Consider the following 19174-nt stretch of genomic DNA (forward strand, 5'->3'; position numbering starts at 1 on the left):
AGTAATTAAAACCAATTGTCTGTGCTATTATTTTATTGTTCCTAACATGACGTCAGGAGTACGAATACCTGGTTTTATTTCCCCATTTGACAAAACAATTTCGTCATTCCAGAGTGTGGCTGTTGTAGTCACATGAGCAAGAAAGGGCAGTTCACCAATGGTAGACCATGAATCGTTACGGGTGTCGTATACCAAAATTCCTTTATAAAAACCATCATGATTCGTGTTCAATAGATTCTTCTCTGCAGCTAGTTTAGCTTTTTCTTGCGGAGAATCAGTTTGTGCAATTTGTGATAAATAGGTTTCGATTTTATGAAAAGTTTCACCATTATCACCACCAACAATTACGATAGAATGATTGCCTACAGCAACACCTGCACCTGCGGAAAAGTTGGTTGTGTTTTTTCCATCGGATATGTTTGCACGACTTTCCCAGTTTTGTTTTTTAATGTTAAAAACAAAAGTGGTATTGTGCAAATCACTTATTCCCGAAGTTGTTTTAGTTCTTCCGCCAATTACATAAATAGTAGTTCCGTCCTTGTCTTTCTGAACTACTGCAACCGAATTTGCCAAAGCGATAGGTAATTTTGGTAAAGTTTTCCACTCCGGATTGTTACTGTTTAAGTCAATACTTAAAAATAAATCAGAAGATTTAGTCGCTTCATCACCACCAATGGCGTACACTACGTTGCCAATATGTGTTAAGCCAATATTTGTAATAGCTACCGGAAAATTAGGTAGCGGTTTTGTATCAATCTCATTTTTGGATGCGTTCCATTTTAAGATAAACGCTTTATTTGAAAGTCCATTTTCATTTTCACCACCTACATATACCACGCCTAAGTCAGTTGAAGTGGAACCACAATAGGCGATAGGTTCGGGCAATGTACTCGAAACTTTTTTGTTCCAAACATAGGTATTATCACATTTCTGTAATACATGAATTTCTTTTGAATAGTGTTTTTTTCCACCTTCCCAAGGCATTTTATCTTGGAAATTTGCGCCTCCCGAAACAATTAAAACATCGTTAGTAATACCATTAATTGCACCAGCAAAACCCAATGAAATACTTCCATCAGCATTTTGTAGTTGTGCTGCTTTTTTCCATTCAATATGGTTTACAGCTTTTTTTTGAGAAAGGGCATCAGTTGTCGACATAATAAGTAAGGAAAGGATTAGAGAAGAAAAATATTTATTCATAGTATTTGTTTTAAAATAAAACGAACGAAGTTATTTTGACTTGAAATCTTCAAAATTGAGACTTTCGACATCTTTTTTGAACAATTCAAATTGGTCAGCACTCATGTTTTTAACAGGCAATCTAAATGCACCTAAATCCAATCCTACAACTTTCATATAGGCTTTACCTACTGAAATCCCTCCATATTTACCCAATAAGCGAATCATATTGATTGATTTTTGCTGTAAAGCACGGGCTGTAACTAAATCATTTGCATTAAAAGCCGCAATTAAATCATAGTATAATGGAGCCGCATAATTGAAAGTACTTCCTACAGCACCTTTGGCACCTAATACTAATGCCGATAACATATTCTCATCGCGTCCCCAAAGCATGTCGTATTTACCGTCTTTGTAACTCATACAACTTTGGAAATCCATGAAATCTTCGTGTGTATATTTCACTCCTGCAAAATTAGGAAGCTTTCCGTCTAAGGCTTGTACTAAATCAAACATAGGTAAGTTAACGCCTGTCAATACTGGAATGTGGTAATAATAAAAAGGCATGTTAGGAACATTTTTACCCACTTCGATACAGGCTTGCGCCAACATATCTACATTAGCTGGTTTGAAATAAAATGGAGCTGTTAGAGAAACAGCATACAAACCTATTTCATACGCATGTTTAGCCAAGTCAATGCAATCGGTTAGACAAGTTCCGCCTAAGAATACCATTACTTTAAAATCGGCATCCTGATTGGAACAATCTGCCCAAGCTTGAGCAACCGCTTTTTTCTCTTGTACGGTAATAGAAACACCTTCTCCAGTAGAGCCATTAATAAAAGCACCAGTTATTCCGTTTCGTTTTAGAAAAGTATAGTAAGCCGGAATTAGGCTAACATCTAATTTTCCATTGCTGTTAAAGGGTGTAAAAGGAGCTGAAATAAGCCCTTGTAAATGTTCAATTTTCATGAGGTATTTTTTTAAATTGTCTTTTATTTATGTTGTTTAAATAGACCGGGAACTTAAATATTCCCGGCTTATTATTTAAACTATACTTCTTAAATCCAGTTTTTTTACTATGGATTCTGAGTGATTTTAGGATTAAAGTTAATGGTATTTTGAGATATTGGAAACAATATCTTTTTACCGGCCATAGAAGGCACAAGATTCGTTTTATTGAAACGAACTAAATCCCACCATGCTTTACCTTCAAAAGCTAATTCTTTTAGACGTTCATTTAAAATAACATCGTCATTAGCAGTTTGAGAGCCATTTGTAAATGAGGAAGAAGCATCGGCTCTTTGCATCACTTGATTCATTTCATTAGTTGGATCCTGACCTAAAGCATTTTTAATTTCTGCTTTCATCAACAAGATGTCAGCCCAACGATAAATAATGATATCGCTTACAAATCTTCTGGTAGCACCATCAACTGTTCCATTGTATTTTACTAAACCTGTTACTACCGGAGTGGCTCCATTGTATAAAGTTAAATAAGTAGCTGTTTTTCTCGTATCAGTACTGCTAAAGTTGAAACGGGTAATATCTGGTTGTACTCTGGAAATACCTGCATTACCAGTACCAACACCCAAAGTTCCAAAAGTTGCCGTCGCCGTTGCTGCCGTTAGCGGTGCAAAGTCACTTGGTCCAACAAACATGAAAGAATTCCAATTGTCAGATAGCGCAGACGGTACATCAGCCAATGAATAGCGAACTGCAAAAAGCACTTCGGCATTTCCTTTATTGGTGTAACCAAATACGTCTTTGAAATTTGGTAATAAAGATGGTGCAGTAGGAATAGCATTAATTGCAGCCAAAGCCGTGTTTAAATCAGTACTTCCACCACCTAATTGTTTTGCTGTCCATAAATTCACATCCGCTTTTAAAGCATAAGTTGATGACAAGGATAATTGCGTTTTATTGTTTGTCGCATCAGGATAATTAGCAATAGCTGATTCAATATCAGACTTAATGAATGCAAAAGTTTCTTCAATCGTATTACGCGGAACAATATATTCGGATTGATTCGTGTTTTCTGTTGGTGTAGTTACTATTGGCACACCACCCCAAGAACGAGCCATGATGAAATAAGCCAAAGCACGCATCGAATACGCTTGCGCGATATATCTCTTTTGCTCATTTACAGTTGTTGGACTAAATTGAATAGTCGGAACATATTTCAAAACCAAATTCGCCTGATGAATTACGGTATACAAACCAGCCCAATCCACATCAATATTCTGTGCTGTTAAGTTGTTATTGTAATAATTTGCCAAATTAAGAGGTGATTGAACACCACTTGTTATTTCAGCACTTCTAGCACCACCTAATAAATAATAATTTTGTTGGGTTTGGGTTCTAAAATTGAAGTACATACCATTTACACCTGCTTTCGCATCATCTTCTGTTTTCCAAAAACTGGCAGAAGTAATTACGCTTTCAGATTGTAAGTTTAAATCGTCTTCACACGAACTGAATAGTGAAAGTCCTGTAAAAAGTATAGAGTATAAAAGAATTTTCTTTTTCATGATATTTATTATTAAAAATTACAAACCAATGTTTAAACCAAGGATGAAGTTTTTTGGAACAGGATAAGTACCTTTTGCTCCAGCATCATTTAATCCAAGGCTTGACCCGCCATCAATTCCTTGTACTTCTGGGCTTAAACCGCTATATTTAGTAAAATAATGTAAATTACTTCCTGTCAGATACACACGTACCGATGCTAATTTAACTTTGTCAATTATTGATTTAGGAATTGTATAGCTCACTGTAATTTCTCTTATACATAGATAATCCCCACTTTCGTAGTAACGGCTATTTCCTTGAAACATATTAGTATTATAACCTGCACCACTTGCTTCAGAACGGAATAAGTTGTTTTGGTTTGTTTGATCAGCCCAACGGTAACGAGGTACATTAGTAATATCACCTTCATTTTGCCAAGATTGTAAACTTTCGGCCAATAAACCGTAATTTCCTTGAAATTGACCTACAAAACGCGCTCTGGCTTCATTGTAAATCGTAGCTCCTAAAGAGTAATCTGTTCTTACGGTCAATGAAAGTCCTTTGTAATTGACATCAAAATTAAATCCTCCAACAAATTTAGGGAACATATTACCCATGTAAGTTCTGTCACGACTGTCAATTATACCATTGTTATCTGTATCTTCAAATACAGCATCTCCAGCAAATTTCTTACCGGTTGGGTTTCCGCCTGCTACAGCAGTTTTAGTTACATAATTGTCATGTGTCGTTAAGTTATAAGCATCTGCTTCTGCTTGTGTAGAAAGAATGTATAGTTGTTTATGAGCATAAAAATCTCCAATTTTTTGACCTTCTTGTAAACCCCCAACATACTTATATGTTCCGCTGGCTGCGTCCCAGATTTCTGTTCCACCAATTCTATTGTTTAAATTTCCATTGAAAGGAAGTTTCTCAATCACATTTGTATTGTGCGAAACATTAGCACCAACATTAATTTTTAAATCATTTTGATTGTAGACATTTGCATTCAATTCTAATTCAAAACCTTTGCTTCTTAATCCGCCTAAGTTTGTTAGTACTGTAGAGAAACCGCTATTAGAAGGAAGCGTTAGATTCGTCAATAAATCAGAAGTCAATTTATTATAAAAATCTCCAATTACTCTAATCCTATCATTATGAAGGCCTAAATCAAAACCTCCATTTATAGTTTGTGATTGTTCCCATTTTAAACCTGGATTTGCAATTTGAGAGTTTACAATTGCAGATTGACCATTGTAACTATTAGCGAAACCATTTGTTGTACCGGAGTATAATCCTCCAGATTGAAAATCACCTAAAGTACCTAAGTTACCATTTACCCCATAACTTCCACGAAGTTTAAAAGAGGAAACAACTTCTGGCATTACTTTCCAAAACGTCTCTTCGTGTGCATTCCAACCTGCAGATAATCCAGGAAAAAAGCCATATTTATTATCGGGACCTAAACTGGAAGAACCATCATAACGAAAAGAGGCTGTTGCAAAATACCTGCTTTTGTAATCATAATTTACACGTCCAAAAACACTGTTTAATACTAATCTTGTATTATTGCTGTATACAGAAACTGGTATTGGAGATGAATCTAATGTTTGCGCAAGATCCGAAGGACTTCCTTTTCCGGAAGCATTAAATGTTTTTATAGTTCTGTCGAATTTAGAAACACCTAATTTTGCCTGAAAATCACCTGTGTTTTCTAAAGATTTAGCATAACTAAATACCCCTTCGTATTGAATTTGTGCAATTTGATTGCTTAATCGGGTTGCAGTTCGAGTATTATCTACTAAACCATTACTTCCACTTAAAAAAGCTTGTTGAAAAGTATTATTATTTTCATTTTCATTATATAATGACAATGAAGGTGTAAAAGTTAAATCACTAGTGATTTTTAAATCACCATCGACACTCATTTGCAATTTATTATTTTCATTAATCCCTTTCACTTTACTCATCTGATATAATGGATTTCCATTAATATTATTTTGGCCTGGAGCCAAAGTCCCATCTTCCAAGTATAATTTTGTAGTTGGGGAATTTCCTAAATATCTGTTGAAAACAACACTATTGGCAACAACTTGATTATTACTTGATTTTGAATATAAAACGCGACCATTTATTGTAAAGTTATCCGCTAATTTTAAAGAAGCATTTAACTTACTGGTAAAACGTTGGTAGCCTGTAAATATCGTGATACCGTCTCCTTTTAAGTAGCCTAAACTCAAATCAAAAACTCCGGCATCTCCACCGCCACTAAAGCCTAAAGTGTGATTTTGTGTAATTGCATTTTGAAATAAAACATCATTCCAATTCGTGCTTTTGTACATAATAGTATTGTTAGCATTAAGCGGGTCTGTCATTTCCTGCCAACCTTTGGCTTGTAAACCTTGAATAGTGTTTGCATCCAAATTTGATTTTAATAATGTAGCGAATGGTGTGTTGTTCAATAAATTATTTCCAGTACCTGCAGGAGTAGCACCTGTTAGTTGCCCAAGTCTTGCAATACCTGTCGTTGTTGAAAGTCCAGCGATTTCGGCAGCATTATATAACCCTAAACGTTGTAATCTAATGTAGTCTCCACCATCTAGAAAATCATATTTTTTGCCTACTTGACTATTTTGAGTAGAAACATTATAAGTGATTTTGGTTTTACCAGCTTTACCAGTTGAAGTTGTAATAATAATTACACCATTAGAAGCACGAGCTCCATAGATTGAAGTTGCAGCGGCATCTTTTAAAACCTGTAATGAAGCGATATCAGCAGAGTTGATATCATCAATTTGGGTACGAATAACTCCATCAACAATATACAAAGGAGTTGCTCCTGATGGATTATCAATAGAAGTACCTCCACGAATTATAATGTTAGATGCTTTACCAGGTTGTCCTGACGCTGTGCGTACTACTAAACCAGTTACATTTCCCTGTAATGATTGTGTTACGTTTGAATAAGGAACATTCTCTAAAACTTTTTTGTCTAATTTAGAAACTGAGGTACTTAACGTTTTTCTGTTCTGTGACCCATATCCCACAACAATAACTTCATTCATTTGTTGTCCTACCTCTTTTAGTACAATGTTTAGCAGTTCATTTCCAATGGCTACTTCTTGTTCTTGAAGACCTATGTATGAAACAACAATTGTTGTAGTATTGTCTGGAACTTCAAATGCAAAATTTCCATCAAAATCTGTCTGTGTTGAAATAGTAGTGCCTTTAGCAATAATATTTACTCCAGGTAAAGATTCTCCTTTTTCATTAGTTACCCTTCCTGTAATTTTCTTTTGAAATAGGTCTAATGTGTTTGCATCTTTTGTAACAATACCGTTTTTCTCTGAAGAAATAACCGTTTTTGTGGATGCCGTAGCGGATGCTTGTACGGTAAAAGCTACTAGAAATAAGGATGTTAATTTCATAGCTTTCCCTAGGTTAGGGGTAAGCCAATAATTTTTCGGCTTGCTTTTTGGTAATAAATACATACTTTTGTAATGGTTAGGTTAATAATAATTTTCCTTCTTGGTTTATTTATTTGTTTTCCAACCACTGTTCTTTTTGTGAAGAACCAGCCAGCAATGTTTAGAGCATATGCTGGCTTTTTTTATGGATAACAAATGAATATTTTGTAAAAAAGGGTATCCCCAATTTTGGTTGTTTTTTATTTTAGCAATCTAAAAACTGTTCTTTGTATTTTAAGAATATGAATTATGGCTTAGTTTTGAAGAATCATTACCAATAGAAAAAATCATATAAATAGAAACATTACAGTCAAAAATACGTGTTGAGATTAATAATTTTAAAATATAAAATCTCTTTTTTTGTAATAGTAATTTTGAACGGAGTTTTCGTTTGAACTATTTTATCTTATTGACCCTCTGTAGTGTAGGATTTAGAAGATATAATAAAAGAACAATTTAAAAATAGAATTTTTCCGTGTTATTTATTATCACGGTGTAAATATATAAATAAATTTAATAAATACAATGTACTTATTAAATTATTTTAATAATTAAAATTTTGAGGTAATTTTAATCATTTATTAGTGGAGATAACATCTTTTCTTTTATGACGCAACAAGCTCCAATGACACCTGCCCGACGACCTAAAGTCGATTTTTTAAGTTTCATATCACGGTTAACTAAACCTAATGAATATTTTTTTAATGCAGATTGAATAGGTAATAGCGTGTAATCCCCTAATTGAGCGAAATCCCCACCAATTACCAATAAATCAGGATTAAAGATATTGAGTAGAATAGACAAATAACGTCCCATTTTCTCACTTTGCTTGGTCACCAAATCAACACATAGCGTATCTTCTAAAGTCAAAGCTCCCGCAATAATTGCATGATGCTGTAAAGCCAAAGCATTTTCATCAAGAACTACTTTTGATTGTTTGCCTTCCTTTAAAGCAGCCTTAAACTGATTTACGAGTGACCAACCTGAAATTTCAGTCTCTAAACATCCAAGTTTGCCACACTGGCACATAATTCCATTATCAAAGATGGTGCTGTGTCCAAATTCTCCAGAATAACCGGATTTACCATAATAAAGTTTTCCGTCGGTTATCATTCCTATAGCAACACCCCAACTATAATTAAGAAATATGATATTCTGTTCATCATCAACTACTCCTTCAGAATATTCACCAAAAGTCATCGCTCTGGTGTCATTTTCTAAATGAACCGGTAAATCTAATTGCTCTGAAATGATTTCTGTCAAAGGTCTGTTTTCGCTAAAGAAATAATTATAGCTAAATCCCTCCATTGAATTTATTCGACCTGAAAAATTAATACAAGCTCCCACAATCATCTTTTTTTCTACAGAACTGTCTTCTACGAATGAATTAATTAGAGTACAAAATTCCAATAAAGATTCTTGAGTATTTTGTAAACCAAACGAAGTACCTAATTCGATGCTTACAAATTCATTTTTAATGTTTTGTAAGCCAATGGACATACTGGCTATATTTACTTCGACGCCTAGAAAGTAAGCACAAGTAGGATTGATGCTGTATAAAGAAGGACGTCTTCCGCCGCTATTGGTAACTTTTCCCAGATCTATTACATAACCTTCTGACAATAATTCATTAACGGCTTTAGTTACCGTTGGAACACTAGATTGTAGTTCAGAACTTAATTCAGCTATCGTAGCATTACCGGCAGACAATAATCGTTTTACGATTGCTTGTCTTAGCATGTGCCACTTTTGTCCAGAAAGGCTTTTGTCTTTACTACTATCTAATAAATCTTTTAAACTCATTATTGTTACTTTTTAAAAAAATTCAATGGGATTCATTTACAAACTTACTATAATTTTTTTTAGACAATGATTTAAATCTTAGCTTAGTATTAAATTTAGATTTCACTTTGTAATAATCACGAGAAATAAAAAGCCTGTATATAGTAGTATTTACAGGCTTTTGATTTCAATTGAAAATTAATTTGTAGAGTGCTAAGAATCTCGAATAAAATTGCTGGCGTTGCAGGTTATCCTATTAATTGAGTAAATAAATCATGCCTTTCATTGAGGTATTGGTATTCGAATCCTTTCCTATTCATATTGGTTTTGATGGCTTGAATGTCATTTGGATTCTTCAATTCTAATCCTACAACTACCGATCCTACTTCACGGCTATTTTTTTTGGCAAACTGAAAATAAGTAATGTCATCATCCGGACCTAAAATATCGTTTACAAATTCCTTTAAAGCTCCGGGACGCTGTGGAAACTGAATCATAAAATAATGCATTAATCCTTCGTAGAGTAAAGAACGTTCTTTGATTTCGGCAGTTCTTTCGATGTCATTATTACTGCCACTTACAATGCAAACTACTGTTTTTCCTTTTATTTCATCCTTGTAAAAATCTAATGCAGCGATGGTTAATGCTCCGGCAGGTTCAACCACCATGGCTTCTTCATTGTAAAGTCGTAATATGGTGGTACATACTTTTCCTTCGGGAACCAATATGATATGGTCCAGATTTTTTTTGCAAATATCAAAAGTCAGGTCGCCCACTTGTTTTACGGCAGCTCCATCAACAAATTTATCGATAGTGTCCAATGCCGTGTTTTTGTCATTGGCAATTGAAGTTTTCATCGAAGGTGCCCCTTGAGGCTCTACACCAATAATTTTAGTACTAAGACTCAATTGTTTGAATACGGTTGAAAGTCCAGAAGCCAGTCCGCCACCACCGATGGGTACAAAAACATAATCGATAGGTTCTTTGTACGTGTCCAGAATTTCTAACCCAACGGTTCCTTGACCGGCAATGACTTCTACATCATCAAAAGGATGGATGAACGCTTTATTGTTTAGAGTGGCGTCGGCTATCGCTTTTGCGTAAGCGTCATCAAATGTATCTCCTGTCAAAACAATTTCGACGTAGTTTTTACCAAATAATTGAACCTGTTTGACTTTTTGTTTGGGCGTGGTTTTTGGCATGTAAATTTTTCCCATTATTTTCAAAAGATGGCAAGAAAAGGCAACTCCTTGTGCATGATTTCCAGCGCTTGCGCAAATGATTCCGTGCTCTTTTTCGGGAGTGGTAAGTGTGCACATTTTATTATAAGCGCCTCTTATTTTATAGGATCGAACAACTTGTAGGTCTTCGCGTTTTAGTAGAACAGTTGCACCAAATTCCTCTGATAAATTTAAATTTTCGATCAGTGGAGTAGGAGAGACAACGTTTTGAAGTTGTTTTTGTGCTTGTTGTATTGCTGTAAATAAAGTCATTTTTTTAGTATTTGGAATTTAAAATTTTGAATTAAAAGGAATTCATTGGTTCTAATTCGGCTATTATTGTGCTTAATTGTTGGATTGTTTCTTTGTGTGTTTTACTGGTGTAAACGCAATAATCAGTTTCTTGAATAATTGGAAAGGCATTGATAATTGATGTGACTTGTTTTTCTTTTTCATCGGAATTCGGAAACTTAAATAGTAGAATTTGGTGAGTAGAAAGCTCAGCTTCAGTCTGTAAATAACATTTAAAAACTTCAATGATTTTTTCTATTTGATACACTATGTTTTGGACTGCTAATTCTGTTTCAATAAGCGTAATCGTAAACCGATATAAATTTACTGTTTTGCAAAAAAATACGGAGAAGCTGTTTATGTTTATTTTTCTTCGAGTCAAAATAAGGACCACTTTATTGATTAATCCTTCCTGTTTTTCACTGAAAAGTGTTATTGTAAATTCTTGTTTCATTGCTGAATATTTTGTTTTTAGTTTAAAAAAAAAGCCTCTCTCAATTTGAACTGAGAAAGGCTTTATTAGAGAATAGAATCCTGACTCGTCATGTGAAACGAATAATGATAATTACGATACTAATAATTGTTGCTAAATTTTTCATATATATTTAAAATAAAAAACCTCCCGATTTGGGAGGTTTCATAAATTGTATATTGATTACTTATTTATATAACACCTCGCCATAATTATCGAATGATAATTATAATAATGACAATGATGATGTTAACTAAGTGTTTCATTTTTTCTTGATAAGGTGCAAATGTATTGATTTTTTGGAAACCGAAATAATAATTTATTATTTCTTTACTGTTTTTTATTTTCAGCTATCATAAGTAGATACTGAACTAGAATTTAAATTACGATAACAGATTGATATCAGTAAGAGAGGAAATATTAAAATCAATGCAACAAATCACTATAGCGTCTTTGGTCGATAAACAATAATCAAACTACAACCAGATGGTTTCTTTTTGTTTGATATTATTTGAAATTTTCAAAATATCTTTTAGTATAGCTCTGGCAGCGATCTCTTTTCCTGAGCCGGTTCCTTGAATTATGATTGGATTTTTACTATTTGTTTTAGTGTATATTTCTATTAAATTTTCGGTGTCTTGTAACTGACCAAGGGCTGAATTAACAGGTACAGAAATCAATTTGACCTCTATTTTTTCGCTTTCAATATCAAATTCTCCAACGTATCGTAAAACATGATTCTCATTCTGAGTCAGTTTAGCGATTCTATACGGTTTATCTAATAAATTTTTATTGTTTTTGTATGCTGACTTAGTGTGGGTTTCATTGAGAGTAGGTATTAATAAAGGCATAATTTGTACCTCTTTCAATTCTGCTTTATGCTCTATTTCTCGGGCTAGAATTACTAATTTTTCGGCTACAGCATTTCCGGAAAGATCTTCGCGGGAATCAATTTTGGTATAGCCTAATTTTTCAGCATCTTCTATTATTTTTGAAAACGGAATGTCTTCATTTCCAAATCTATTAAAGATATAACTCAATGAACTGGAGAATACCCCTCTGATTTTTGTGATTTTTTCCCCTGAAAAATGCAACTCTTTAATCGTGTTTAGAATTGGCAATCCCGCACTGATATTTGCTTCATATAAATAGTCTTTATCGAATTTTTTTAGATTTCTACGAATTTCAGTATAAAAATCATGATGTAATATATTGGCCGTTTTATTAGCAGCTACAATATTAAAACCATTTTGTATCAATGAAATGTACGATTTTACAATGTCGGGACTATTGGTTGCATCAACGGCAATCAGATTTTCTAATCCCTGATTTGTGGTATATTCTATAATATCTTCGACTCTGAAAGGAATGGCAGATTGTGCAAAATTTGCTTCCCAAGTATTCGCCAAACCCTCTTTTTCAAAAAAAGCTAAACTGGAATTGGTTATGATTGGGAAACGCAATTCGATATTATACTTTTCCTGAAAAAAATGCTGGCTTTCCAGAACCTGTTGGATTAAACTGCCTCCTACGTTTCCAATTCCAAAAAGAACTATGTTAATTCTAAGCGCTGACATAATTTTGTGTTTTATGATTTAAAAAAATAGGGTTCAATATATCTGATAATTGGTTGAATTCTATCAAGAATGCATCATGTCCATGAATAGATTGAATTTGATGGTAAAAAACATTTTGCTTTATATTTTTTAGTCCACGGTAGGTTTTTCGGCTTTCGTCAGCGATGAACAAACAGTCAGTATCAATCGTAATGAGGTGAATATTAGATTGAATGGTATTGGCTACAGCCAAAAAATCTTGTCTACTGCGGGTAATATCATTCGTCTTTAGCAAATGATTCATCAACTTATAAGCAGCCAATCGATACCTGTTTTTCAACTGAATTCCATGACCGAGCAACCAATTTTCGATTTGAAGAATGGAGGAACTGTCTAATTTGTTTCTTTGAAATCGTTGATTTACATATTCGGGCGTTCTATACAATAAAGTAGCATGCAATCGTGCATCAACAATTGGGTCGTCCGAGTTATTGAGAATTTGATCTTGTATTAAAACATTCGCAATTACCCAATCAGTAGCTTTCCAATCAGTGGCAATTGGAATTAAATTTTCAATTCTTTCGGGTTGTAAAGCTGCCATTTCCCATGCAATTGCACCACCTAAACTTCCACCAATGATTGTAAAAACAGTTTCTATTTTTAAATAAAATAAGCCTTCCCAAAAAATTCTGGCAATATCACGAACGGTGAAATCACGGTAGTTGTCTATTAAATTCCCAACTTGGTCATCGTATCCGTTTCCTGGAATGTTAAAAACAATTACGGTAAAATAATTTGTATCAATGGATTTGTTTTCTCCGACAACACCATTCCACCAGCCGTTTTTTCCGGAAACGGTTGAGTTTCCTGTCAAAGAATGATTCACCACGACGATTGGCGCATGACTAATGGGCGGACCAAAAACTTGATAGGATAAAGAAATATATGTTTTCTGTTTCCCTATTTCTAAATCAAAATTAAAAAGATCTATTTTTTCTATATTTTCCATTTTTTACGGTTTTAAGATTCAAGTAGTTTTTTGTTTTTAGAAAAGCCGCCTTTGGAACCAAAAACAAACCAAAGGCACGCTTTTCAACCAAAAAACAAAAATTAGTATTGTTGTATTTCTTGAAGTTCTTTGATACTTGCAAAAGCAACTTTCAAATCTGTTTTTAAGTCTTCAATATCTTCTAAACCAACTGAAAGTCGAATCAAATCTTTAGAAACTCCTGTTGCAACTTGTTCCTCATCTGTTAATTGCTGGTGAGTTGTGCTTGCCGGATGAATAATGAGTGATTTAGTATCTCCAATATTGGCTAAAAGTGAAAATAATTGAGTCTCATCGGCTACTTTTTTAGCGGCTTCAAAGCCCCCTTTTAATCCAAAAGTAACGACACCGCTTTGTCCTTTTGGTAAATATTTTTGAACTAAATCATAATATTTACTTGTTTTTAAACCTGGATAATTAACCCAAGCGACTTCTTCTTGAAGCGCTAACCATTCAGCTAATGCCAATGCATTTTGGCTGTGTCTGTGTATTCGAAGCGGTAAGGTTTCTAATCCCTGAATAATCTGAAAGGCGTTGAAAGGACTCAAAGCGGCACCAAAATCACGCAAGCCTTCTATTCTCACTTTTGCAATAAAAGCCGCATTGCCTAATGCTTCATGATAAATTAACCCGTGATACCCTGCTGAAGGTTCTGTAAATTCAGAAAATTTTCCATTTGACCAATTAAAATTTCCTGCATCAATAATAACACCTCCAAGTGAGGTTCCGTTTCCTGAAATGTATTTTGTCAGGGAATGAATTACAATATCGGCTCCATATTCAATAGGATTGAGTAGGTAAGGAGACGCAACGGTATTATCAACAATAAACGGGACTTTAAACGCCTTAGCCTCTGTTGAAATTGCTTTTAAATCCAACACATCTAATTTTGGATTTCCTAATGATTCTACAAAAAAGGCTTTGGTATTTTCTTGGGCAGCATTTGTAAAATTTGACGGCTCAGTAGGATCTACAAATGTGGTGGTAATACCTAATCTTGGTAAGGTCACTTTTAATAAATTGTAGGTTCCGCCATAAAGACTATTTGACGCAACAATGTGATCTCCGGCTTTCAATAAAACCAAAAAAGTCGTTGCAATTGCTGCTGTTCCTGAGGCAGTAACCACAGCTCCGATTCCTCCTTCTAAAGCGGCTAATCGCTGCTCTAAAATATCATTGGTAGGATTGTTTAATCGGGTGTAGATAAATCCGGCTTCGGCTAAGCCAAATAAATTGGCGGCATGTTCTGAATTGTTGAAAACATATGAACTGGTTTGATAGATAGGAACAGCTCTGGTTCCTGCGTTTTTTGTTACGTCGTGACCTGCATGTAATGCATTTGTTTCAAATTTTTGTGTGCTCATAATCGTTATTTTTTAGGGTTATCTTATATTTTTTTTTGGATATAAAAAAACCTCTGCGGTTTGCAGAGGTTCTATTTATCTTTTTAAAATTAATTATAATAGAAACGCTGCGGAAAATTCCGGCATCATTTTACACATATTGCAATTGATTAATTTCATTTGTTTTTATCTTTTGTTGAGGCAAATGTGCAAACTATTTTTTATTCCACCAAGGAAAAATCTATTTATTTTATAAATTCTATAGAAATAGTAGAATTTAAAATTGTTTCAATGTACTTAATGCATTTTTTTTCAAATAATTACTCCTGATTTTTTTAATGATTAGATGTTGAGAGTGTTATTTAAGAGCTTTAATAGTTATAACTATAAGTATACAAATTCCTTTCTATCAATTGGAATTATACTATTTATGTTTGGGCATATAAAACAGGAGTTGCTGAGTTTAACAAAATTAGATCTGGAAATGTGGTAATTCCTGGAGCGGTTAACAAAAATTAACGTGGTTTAAGTATCCACATATAAAAAAATTGTATTTTGACACCAAAACAATAACTATTTATTAGCATGTCACAAAAAACAAAACAATTTACAATTCATGAAGATTGGACAGTAGTACTCTTAGGTTTCCTGATTATCGCAGTATCCCTTTTTGTTTTTCTTCCTTCGGTTCCAGTATTCAAGTGGTCAAATGGAGCAGATTTAGTGACTGATGTATTCGATTACGGAAATTTACAAATCATTGTATTGCAATTTATCTACCTTATTTCCATTGGGAGTATCGGTGCTTTTTTGACTGGAAAGTCAGTAAAAAACTTCTTGTTGGGTTTTCCCGTGGTTTATTTATTAACCGTTATTGCATTGATTATTGCAGGAAATAAAGAGATAAAAGGTCTTAATTTAGAAGCTGTAATTTTTAGTTTGATTATTGGTTTATCAATAGGTAATTTTTTTACGCTCCCAGAATGGTTTCGTACAGCGCTTTCGACAGAAATTTTTGTAAAAATTGGATTGGTATTATTAGGGACCAGCGTTATATTTTCAGATATTCTTAAAGCAGGTTCTTTGGGACTGATACAAGCTTTGATAGTCGTATTATCGGTTTGGTACTTTGCTTTTTGGTTGTGTAAAAAACTAAAAGTAGATGACGAGTTGACCATGATGATATCCAGCGCGGTTTCCATTTGTGGAGTTTCAGCAGCTATTGCTACATCGGGAGCGATTAAAGGAGACTCAAAGAAGCTTTCGTATGTTATTTCGATGGTTTTGGTTACTGCCATTCCAATGATGATTTTTATGCCGATAATAGCCAAATACTTTAATTTCCCGGAAGAAGTTACCGGGGCATGGTTAGGCGGGAGTATTGATACTTCTGGAGCTGTTGTAGCTTCGGGTTCATTGGTGGGAGAAACGGCTTTGAAAATTAGTACTATCGTTAAATTTTCTCAGAATGTATTATTGGGTTTAGCCGCTTTTGCGATTTCGGTTTATTGGACGTACAGGCAAAATACATCAGATGGAACTACTGTGTCTAAACCTACTTTAAAAGTGATTTGGGAACGTTTTCCAAAATTTGTTATAGGCTTTATTGCCGCTTCATTACTTTTTTCGTTTTTACTTACATCTGACGCTCGGGATGAAGTCAAAGACGGATTAAAGAATTTACAAGGAATTTGGTTTGCTTTAGCATTTACAAGTATTGGTTTAGAAACTAATTTTAAAGATTTGTTTAGTAAAAATAGTAAAAAACCGCTTTATGCTTTTTTAATTGCACAGTTATTCAACATCATTATTACACTTATTATTGCCTTTATTTTGTTTGGAAAATGATGGTTTGATTATCATAGATAGTTCTAAAAAATCCATTTTACAGTTTGTAAAATGGATTTTTTGTATGGTGTTGTTTATGAATTATAATCCAACACTTGAAGCATAAATTTATTTTTATATCGATTAAAAAACAGTTAATAATTATGTTTTGTGTAATTAATTTTTAATTCAAAACCCTATATTCATTGGGCGTATTACCAACATGCTGTTTGAAAAAACGAGTGAAATGCTGCGGATATTTAAACCCTAATTCATAAGCAATTTCGCTGATATTTTTATTAGAATCAAATATCTTGTTCTTGGCTACATCGATGATTTTGTCTTGAATGTATTCTTGTGCAGATTTTCCGGTTTCTTTCTTAATCAAGGTTCCAAAATAATTAGGAGATAAATGAAGCTCGTCTGCAAAATAGGCGACAGAAGGTAAACCAACAGTATAGGGTTTTTTGGATGTGAAATAACTATTTAGTAATTCTTCAAACTTTTCTATAATTCCTTTGTTGACATTTTCTCTGGTGATGAACTGGCGGTCATAAAACCGCTCACAGTAATTTAGAAACAGTTCGATGTTAGAAGCAATCAGTTTTTTGCTGTGTTTATCAATAGATTGCTGCAACTCGACTTGAATTTTAGAAAAACAATCCATCACTAGCTGCCTTTCACGTTCTGATAAATGCAATGCTTCATTAGATTTATAACTGAAAAAATCATAATCGTTTATGCTTTTAGCAAGCGAAGTGCCACGTATCAGGTCTGGATGAAAAACCAGCGCATGTCCCATTGGTTGATATATTTTTTTCATATTTTCTATTTCGATTAGTTGTCCGGGTGAAATCAAAACTAATGTGCCTTCCTGATAGTCATAGTAATTTCGACCATATATTAAGTCTCCACATTTTACTTGTTTAAGGAAAATGCAATACAATCCATAATTAATTTTAACGGTTTTGCTATCGCCCCATGATCTGGGATTGGCTTTTGAAAAATTGATTATACTTACTAAAGGATGTAGCGTTTCGTGATTATTTAAGGCGTTGTATTCAGCAACTGAATTAAACATGTATACCTGGTCCATTGCTAATTATATGTTTGTTTCACAAATTTAAGTATTAAATTAGAAGATTAGTGAAAACCACAGTAATGTGAGTAAAATTGGTAGACAAATCCGTAATCTGTATACAAACAGACAAATAAATACACCTAATTTTGTTTTGTAGAATATGAGTACTTCTGCATCTGGGTAAAATAGAATAATTGGCATTTCGATAAATTATTATTAAATTAAAATGGTATTTAAACTAAACCACAAAACAGAAATTATTATGAAAGCAAAAATTCTAGGACTTTTTTTATTGATAATGAGCGTACAATCGTCCTTCCCACAGCAAAACAAAGCAAGCAATTCTAAAATTACTAACGAAAAGCTAGAACAGGAAATCATTCAACTTTCGAAACAAAAATGGCAATGGATCGCCGATAAAGATGTAGACAAACTGGAACCACTCTTTGACAACAAATCAAAATTTGTCCATATGAGTGGCACTTGGAAAAAGGAAGAGGAACTGGATATTATTAAAACGGGTAGAATTTGGTACAAGAATACTAAAGTTCATGATGTAGCAGTAGAAATTTTTGGAAAAACGGCAATCGTCTGGAACCGAATTACACTTGAGGCTATTGTGAGAGGAAATGAAGCTGTGACTGAATTTACAGTAACAGAAACGTATCAAAAACAAGGTAAAAATTGGAAGCTTTTAGCCTTAACATTCAGCAGTGTGCGAGATACCCACAAGATAGAGAAATAGTAAAAAGTAAAGAAAGACTACACTAATTTAAAATTAATGATATTATGAAAAAATCAATTCTAGGAGTTCTTATACTTATTCTATTTGCAAACAATTCCTTTGCACAAAATAGTACTGTTGAGCAGGAAGTTATTCAACTCTCTAAACAAAAATGGCAGTGGATGGCCGATAAAAATGTTGATAGTCTAACTCCTTTGTTTGATGAAAAATCGGTCTTTGTTCACATGGGTGGAAGTTGGGGGAAAACCCAAGAAATCAATGTAATTAAAAGTGGTGGAATTCATTATAAGAAAGCGGATATCCATGAAGTGTCGGTAAATATCATTGGCAATACTGCCATACTTTTAAATATAATTACACTATTAGCAGTAGTAGGAGGGAATGAAGTAATTAATCCATTTATTGTAACAGAAGTGTATATTAAAGAAAACGGTAAGTGGACATTAGGCTCCTTGTCATTTACCAAAACACTTACTCCTAACGAAGCACCACGTTAAGAAAACTGCTTGTTAAAATTTGAAAGAAGTTATATATTAATACTAAACAGCATTATTAATGATAGTAGTTGTTTATGTATTAATTCTTCTTTTTTAGTATTTATATAAAGGACTAAGTTTTTACTTATGAATGATTTATTGTTTATGTTACAATAGAA

14 protein-coding genes are annotated in these 19174 nt (G+C 33.6%); 3 read left to right on the forward strand and 11 right to left on the reverse strand.

Features of this window, described 5'->3' with window-relative positions; all coding sequences use genetic code 11:
- Positions 1-27 precede the first annotated feature (27 nt).
- The 10 genes from QLS97_RS08975 to QLS97_RS09020 all read right to left on the reverse strand — a co-directional run bounded on the left by QLS97_RS08975 (position 28) and on the right by QLS97_RS09020 (position 14887).
- Positions 28-1200 carry a kelch repeat-containing protein gene (locus QLS97_RS08975; protein WP_282716048.1) on the reverse strand — a complete coding sequence of 391 codons (1173 nt, stop codon included), beginning with the start codon at positions 1198-1200 and terminating at the stop codon, positions 28-30.
- 30 nt (positions 1201-1230) lie between these two features.
- Complete coding sequence (locus QLS97_RS08980) at positions 1231-2151, reverse strand: dihydrodipicolinate synthase family protein (RefSeq protein WP_282716049.1); 921 nt, start codon at positions 2149-2151, stop codon at positions 1231-1233.
- 107 nt (positions 2152-2258) lie between these two features.
- Positions 2259-3710, reverse strand: coding sequence for a RagB/SusD family nutrient uptake outer membrane protein (locus tag QLS97_RS08985; protein ID WP_282716052.1), 1452 nt, complete (start codon positions 3708-3710; stop codon positions 2259-2261).
- Between the two features lie 18 nt (positions 3711-3728).
- Positions 3729-7115: a SusC/RagA family TonB-linked outer membrane protein gene (locus QLS97_RS08990; RefSeq protein WP_282716053.1), complete on the reverse strand. Its 3387-nt coding sequence runs from the start codon at positions 7113-7115 to the stop codon at positions 3729-3731.
- A 609-nt stretch (positions 7116-7724) separates the two neighbouring features.
- Entirely contained in the window at positions 7725-8957 is a 1233-nt protein-coding gene (locus QLS97_RS08995) for an ROK family transcriptional regulator (RefSeq protein ID WP_282716055.1), read from the reverse strand.
- Positions 8958-9184: 227 nt separating this feature from the next.
- Positions 9185-10429, reverse strand: a complete 1245-nt coding sequence (gene ilvA, locus QLS97_RS09000; protein WP_282716057.1) for a threonine ammonia-lyase IlvA — start codon at positions 10427-10429, stop codon at positions 9185-9187.
- A gap of 31 nt (positions 10430-10460) precedes the next feature.
- Complete coding sequence (locus QLS97_RS09005; protein ID WP_282716059.1) at positions 10461-10901, reverse strand: ACT domain-containing protein; 441 nt, start codon at positions 10899-10901, stop codon at positions 10461-10463.
- 494 nt (positions 10902-11395) lie between these two features.
- Positions 11396-12496: a homoserine dehydrogenase family protein gene (locus QLS97_RS09010; RefSeq protein ID WP_282716062.1), complete on the reverse strand. Its 1101-nt coding sequence runs from the start codon at positions 12494-12496 to the stop codon at positions 11396-11398.
- The gene (locus QLS97_RS09015) at positions 12483-13484 is read right to left on the reverse strand and encodes an alpha/beta fold hydrolase (RefSeq protein ID WP_282716064.1); all 1002 of its coding nucleotides are present in this window, start codon (positions 13482-13484) and stop codon (positions 12483-12485) included. The genes QLS97_RS09010 and QLS97_RS09015 overlap by 14 nt, the downstream gene beginning before the upstream one ends.
- A 101-nt stretch (positions 13485-13585) precedes the next feature.
- Positions 13586-14887 (reverse strand): O-acetylhomoserine aminocarboxypropyltransferase/cysteine synthase family protein, encoded by a 1302-nt coding sequence (locus QLS97_RS09020; RefSeq protein WP_282716066.1) that lies wholly within the window; start codon positions 14885-14887, stop codon positions 13586-13588.
- A 564-nt stretch (positions 14888-15451) separates the two neighbouring features.
- Here QLS97_RS09020 and QLS97_RS09025 point away from each other — a divergent pair.
- Positions 15452-16714 (forward strand): YeiH family protein, encoded by a 1263-nt coding sequence (locus QLS97_RS09025; RefSeq protein WP_282716068.1) that lies wholly within the window; start codon positions 15452-15454, stop codon positions 16712-16714.
- A 163-nt stretch (positions 16715-16877) separates the two neighbouring features.
- Here QLS97_RS09025 and QLS97_RS09030 read toward each other — a convergent pair whose 3' ends face one another.
- Positions 16878-17789, reverse strand: a complete 912-nt coding sequence (locus QLS97_RS09030; protein ID WP_282716069.1) for a helix-turn-helix domain-containing protein — start codon at positions 17787-17789, stop codon at positions 16878-16880.
- Between the two features lie 247 nt (positions 17790-18036).
- On the opposite strand from QLS97_RS09030, the gene QLS97_RS09035 reads away from it, so the two are divergent.
- Positions 18037-18519: a nuclear transport factor 2 family protein gene (locus QLS97_RS09035; protein WP_282716072.1), complete on the forward strand. Its 483-nt coding sequence runs from the start codon at positions 18037-18039 to the stop codon at positions 18517-18519.
- A 44-nt stretch (positions 18520-18563) separates the two neighbouring features.
- Positions 18564-19016: a nuclear transport factor 2 family protein gene (locus QLS97_RS09040; protein WP_282716074.1), complete on the forward strand. Its 453-nt coding sequence runs from the start codon at positions 18564-18566 to the stop codon at positions 19014-19016.
- Positions 19017-19174: the final 158 nt, after the last annotated feature.

Origin of the sequence: Flavobacterium yafengii, from assembly GCF_030010375.1 — a bacterium.
Lineage (GTDB): Bacteria > Bacteroidota > Bacteroidia > Flavobacteriales > Flavobacteriaceae > Flavobacterium > Flavobacterium yafengii.